Annotated in this window: 2 tRNA genes and 3 rRNA genes; all 5 read right to left on the minus strand. The window is 52.2% G+C overall.

Annotation, left to right across the window (positions count from 1 at the left end):
- Positions 1 to 8: 8 nt before the first annotated feature.
- Positions 9 to 126: ribosomal RNA gene (gene rrf / locus H6G76_RS36500) — 5S ribosomal RNA — on the minus strand.
- 137 nt (positions 127 to 263) lie between these two features.
- A 23S ribosomal RNA gene (locus H6G76_RS36505) occupies positions 264 to 3,145 on the minus strand.
- A 170-nt stretch (positions 3,146 to 3,315) separates the two neighbouring features.
- A tRNA-Ala gene (locus H6G76_RS36510) sits at positions 3,316 to 3,388 on the minus strand.
- Positions 3,389 to 3,473: 85 nt separating this feature from the next.
- A tRNA-Ile gene (locus tag H6G76_RS36515) sits at positions 3,474 to 3,547 on the minus strand.
- Positions 3,548 to 3,661: 114 nt separating this feature from the next.
- Positions 3,662 to 5,152: ribosomal RNA gene (locus H6G76_RS36520) — 16S ribosomal RNA — on the minus strand.
- The 16S, 23S and 5S rRNA genes sit together here with 2 tRNA genes alongside, the layout of an rRNA operon.
- Position 5,153 lies beyond the last annotated feature (1 nt).

The raw sequence follows: 5,153 nt of genomic DNA on the forward strand, positions 1-5,153 counted from the left end.
AAAAAAAGACCTGGCGCCGAGCAATTGTGGCAGGAGGCGACCCTCCAACTATCGTAGCCGCAGCAGCGTTTCACCTCTGAGTTCGGGAAGGAGTCAGTGTGGTTCCACCGCGCCATAGGCACCAGGAAAGATTTTAGGGGAAGGGGGAAAGGGGAAGGGGAAAAGGGAAAAAACTTACCTTTCCCCTTTACCCTTTAACCTTTTCCCTTCATCAAAACCCTGAAGACTGCCAGAAACGCGAAATGATGATTGCCAATGGTTGTGAGGTCAAGCCCTCGGTCTGTTAGCACGGCTCGGCTACATACATTACTGCACTTCCACCTACCGCCTAAGAACCTGTGTTCTACAGGTGACCTTACCTACTTAAGTAGTGAGAGTACTCATCTTGAGGTGGGCTTCCCACTTAGATGCTTTCAGCGGTTATCCACTCCGCACTTGGCTACCCAGCGTCTACCGTTGGCACGATAACTGGTACACCAGCGGTGCGTCCTTCCCGGTCCTCTCGTACTAAGGAAGGCTCCTCTCAATACTCTTACGCCTGCACCGGATATGGACCGAACTGTCTCACGACGTTCTGAACCCAGCTCACGTACCGCTTTAATGGGCGAACAGCCCAACCCTTGGGACGTACTTCCGCCCCAGGTTGCGATGAGCCGACATCGAGGTGCCAAACCTCCCCGTCGATGTGGACTCTTGGGGGAGATCAGCCTGTTATCCCTAGAGTAACTTTTATCCGTTGAGCGACGGCCATTCCATGCTGCGCCGTCGGATCACTAAGGCCTACTTTCGTACCTGCTCGACTTGTCGGTCTTGCAGTCAAGCTCCCTTTATGCCTTTACACTCGCCGCACGGTTTCCAAGCGTGCTGAGGGAACCTTTGCGCGCCTCCGTTACCTTTTAGGAGGCGACCGCCCCAGTCAAACTGCCCACCTGAAACTGTCCTTCTACCGGATTACGGTAGTAAGTTAGAATCCTAGCTTCGCCAGAGTGGTATCTCACCGTTAGCTCCACACTCCCCACAAGGAGTGCTTCAGTGCTTCCCACCTATCCTGCGCAAGCGAAGCCCGGACACCATTCCAGGCTACAGTAAAGCTTCATAGGGTCTTTCTGTCCAGGTGCAGGCAGTCCGTATCTTCACAGACATTCCTATTTCGCCGAGTCTCTCTCTGAGACACCATCCAGATCGTTACGCCTTTCGTGCGGGTCGGAACTTACCCGACAAGGAATTTCGCTACCTTAGGACCGTTATAGTTACGGCCGCCGTTCACCGGGGCTTCGGTCGTCAGCTTCAGAATTTCTCCCTGACCAACTTCCTTAACCTTCCGGCACTGGGCAGGCGTCAGCCCCCATACTGCGTCATTTGACTTTGCGGAGACCTGTGTTTTTGGTAAACAGTCGCCTGGATCTCTTCACTGCGACCCACTTTCGTGGGCACCCCTTCTTCCGAAGTTACGGGGCCATTTTGCCGAGTTCCTTAGAGAGAGTTATCTCGCGCCCCTTAGTTTACTCAACCTCCCTACCTGTGTCGGTTTCGGGTACGGGTAATTTGCAGTTAACGTGTTTAGAGCTTTTCTTGGAAGCTAGACTATATCACTTCAGAACCGTAGTTCTTCGTACTCACGCCTCAACTCAAAGCGTTTTCGCCGCTTCTCATCGCCTTGACGCTTGAACCGGTAACCAACCTCCGGCTGACATTTGCCTTCTCCGTCCCTCTGCACAACTACAAATCAGTACAGGAATTTTAACCTGTTGTCCATCGACTACGGCGTTCGCCCTCGCCTTAGGACCCGACTCACCCAGAGCGGACGAACCTGGCTCTGGAACCCTTAGGGTTTCGGGGCATTGGATTCTCACCAATGTTTGCGCTACTCAAGCCGACATTCTCACTTCCGTTTCGTCCACAGCTGCTCGCCGCTACTGCTTCTCCCTACCACGGAACGCTCCCCTACCGATTAATTAATTAATCCCACAGCTTCGGTACATCACTTAGCCCCGTTCATTTTCGGCGCAAGACCGCTTGACTAGTGAGCTATTACGCACTCTTTCAAGGGTGGCTGCTTCTAGGCAAACCTCCTAGTTGTCTATGCAGTCTCACCTCCTTTATCACTTAGTGATGATTTGGGGACCTTAGCTGGTGGTCTGGGCTGTTTCCCTCTTGACAATGAAGCTTATCCCCCACTGTCTCACTGGCAATGTGTGCCCTGGGTATTCTGAGTTTGTCTCGATTTGGTACCGGTCTCCCAGCCCGCACCGAAACAGTGCTTTACCCCCCAGGTATAATCATTACCGCTGCGCCTCAACACATTTCGGGGAGAACCAGCTAGCTCCTGGTTCGATTGGCATTTCACCCCTAACCACAACTCATCCGCCGATTTTTCAACATCGGTCGGTGCGGACCTCCACTTGGTGTTACCCAAGCTTCATCCTGGTCATGGTTAGATCACCAGGGTTCGGGTCTATAAACACTGATAACACGCCCTTTTCAGACTCGGTTTCCCTTTGGCTGCGTCTATCTTGACTTAACCTACCAGTGCCTATAAGTCGCCGGCTCATTCTTCAACAGGCACGCGGTCATCCGTTGAATCGGACTCCCACTGCTTGTAAGCTAACGGTTTCATGTTCTATTTCACTCCCCTTTCGGGGTTCTTTTCACCTTTCCCTCGCGGTACTGGTTCACTATCGGTCACACAGTAGTATTTAGCCTTACGAGATGGTCCTCGCTGATTCACATGGGATTCCTCGTGCCCCATGCTACTCGGGATTCAGCTACTATCTTTAAGTTTTTGACTACAAGACTTTCACTTTCTTTGGTGCAGTACTTAGCTGCTTCGTCTAACCGCTAGATTCGATATCGCTGTCCCACTACCCCAAAAGGTAAACCCTTTGGTTTAGGCTCTTCCCCTTTCGCTCACCACTACACAGGGAATCTCTATTGATTTCTCTTCCTCCAGCTACTAAGATGTTTCAGTTCGCTGGGTTGGCTCATACCTGTCTATATATTCAACAGGCTGTATCTAGGGTTGCCCCATTCGGAAACCTCCGGCTCAATGTTTGCTTCCAACTCCCCGGAGCATATCGTCGGTAACCACGTCCTTCTTCGCCTCTGTGTGCCTAGGTATCCACCGTTAGCTCTTATTAGCTTGACCACAATCACAATTGGTTTTCTCCATGCATCCACATCCATCTCCATGTCTGTGTCTGCCTGCTATTTTCGCGTTTCTATGCAGTTTTCAAGGTTCTGGCTAGGATTTACACCCAGCAGCCTAACTACTTTTCGCTAGGTGCTGTCTGTTCCTTTTACTTTTTTCTTTTCAGGTGGAGGTTAGCGGACTCGAACCGCTGACATCCTGCTTGCAAAGCAGGCGCTCTACCAACTGAGCTAAACCCCCAGAATTCAGCTTTCAGTTTTCAGTTACCAGTGAGCATTTTTTGTTTCTGACCACTGTTCACTGTTTACTGTTCACTGTTTTCAGGTGGGCCATCCTGGACTCGAACCAGGGACCTCACCCTTATCAGGGGTGCGCTCTAACCACCTGAGCTAATAGCCCCAATGCGAACCAATCATAGTTTGAAAGCCTAACTTCCTCTGCGACCGACCTAGGTTGACCAACTCAATACCTCTATACAGATATCTCGATATTTGAGTGGGTAGGTCTCCCTAAAAAGGAGGTGATCCAGCCACACCTTCCGGTACGGCTACCTTGTTACGACTTCACCCCAGTCACCAGTCCTACCTTAGGCATCCCCCTCTCCGAAAAGTTGGGGTAATGACTTCGGGCGTGACCAGCTTCCATGGTGTGACGGGCGGTGTGTACAAGGCCCGGGAACGAATTCACTGCAGTATGCTGACCTGCAATTACTAGCGATTCCTCCTTCACGCAGGCGAGTTGCAGCCTGCGATCTGAACTGAGCGCCGATTTCCGGGATTTGCTTGCGTTCGCACGCTTGCTGCCCTCTGTTCGGCGCATTGTAGTACGTGTGTAGCCCAAGACGTAAGGGGCATGCTGACTTGACGTCATCCCCACCTTCCTCCGGTTTGTCACCGGCAGTCTCTCTAGAGTGCCCAACTTAATGCTGGCAACTAAAAACGAGGGTTGCGCTCGTTGCGGGACTTAACCCAACATCTCACGACACGAGCTGACGACAGCCATGCACCACCTGTGTTCGCGCTCCCGAAGGCACCCCTAACTTTCATCAGGGTTCGCGACATGTCAAGTCTTGGTAAGGTTCTTCGCGTTGCATCGAATTAAACCACATACTCCACCGCTTGTGCGGGCCCCCGTCAATTCCTTTGAGTTTCACACTTGCGTGCGTACTCCCCAGGCGGGATACTTAACGCGTTGGCTCCGGCACTGCGAGGGTCGATACTCGCAACGCCTAGTATCCATCGTTTACGGCTAGGACTACTGGGGTATCTAATCCCATTCGCTCCCCTAGCTTTCGTCCCTCAGTGTCAGTTGCGGCCTAGCAGAGCGCCTTCGCCACCGGTGTTCTTCCTGATCTCTACGCATTTCACCGCTACACCAGGAATTCCCTCTGCCCCGAACGCACTCTAGCGATGTAGTTTCCACTGCTTTTACAAAGTTAAGCTTTGCTCTTTAACAGCAGACTTACATCGCCACCTGCGGACGCTTTACGCCCAATCATTCCGGATAACGCTTGCATCCTCCGTATTACCGCGGCTGCTGGCACGGAGTTAGCCGATGCTGATTCCTCAGGTACCTTCATTTTTTTATTCCCTGAGAAAAGAGGTTTACAACCCAAGAGCCTTCCTCCCTCACGCGGTATTGCTCCGTCAGGCTTTCGCCCATTGCGGAAAATTCCCCACTGCTGCCTCCCGTAGGAGTCTGGGCCGTGTCTCAGTCCCAGTGTGGCTGATCATCCTCTCAGACCAGCTACTGATCGTCGCCTTGGTGCGCTCTTACCACACCAACTAGCTAATCAGACGCGAGCTCATCTCTAGGCAGCAAGCCTTTCACCTTTCGGCACATCCGGTATTAGCCACCGTTTCCAGTGGTTGTCCCAGACCTAGAGCCAGATTCTCACGCGTTACTCACCCGTCCGCCACTAAATCCCTAAAGATTCCGTTCGACTTGCATGTGTTAAGCATACCGCCAGCGTTCATCCTGAGCCAGGATCAAACTCTCCGTTTTG

Source organism: Nostoc sp. FACHB-152 (assembly GCF_014697475.1).
Taxonomy (GTDB): domain Bacteria; phylum Cyanobacteriota; class Cyanobacteriia; order Cyanobacteriales; family Nostocaceae; genus Nostoc_B.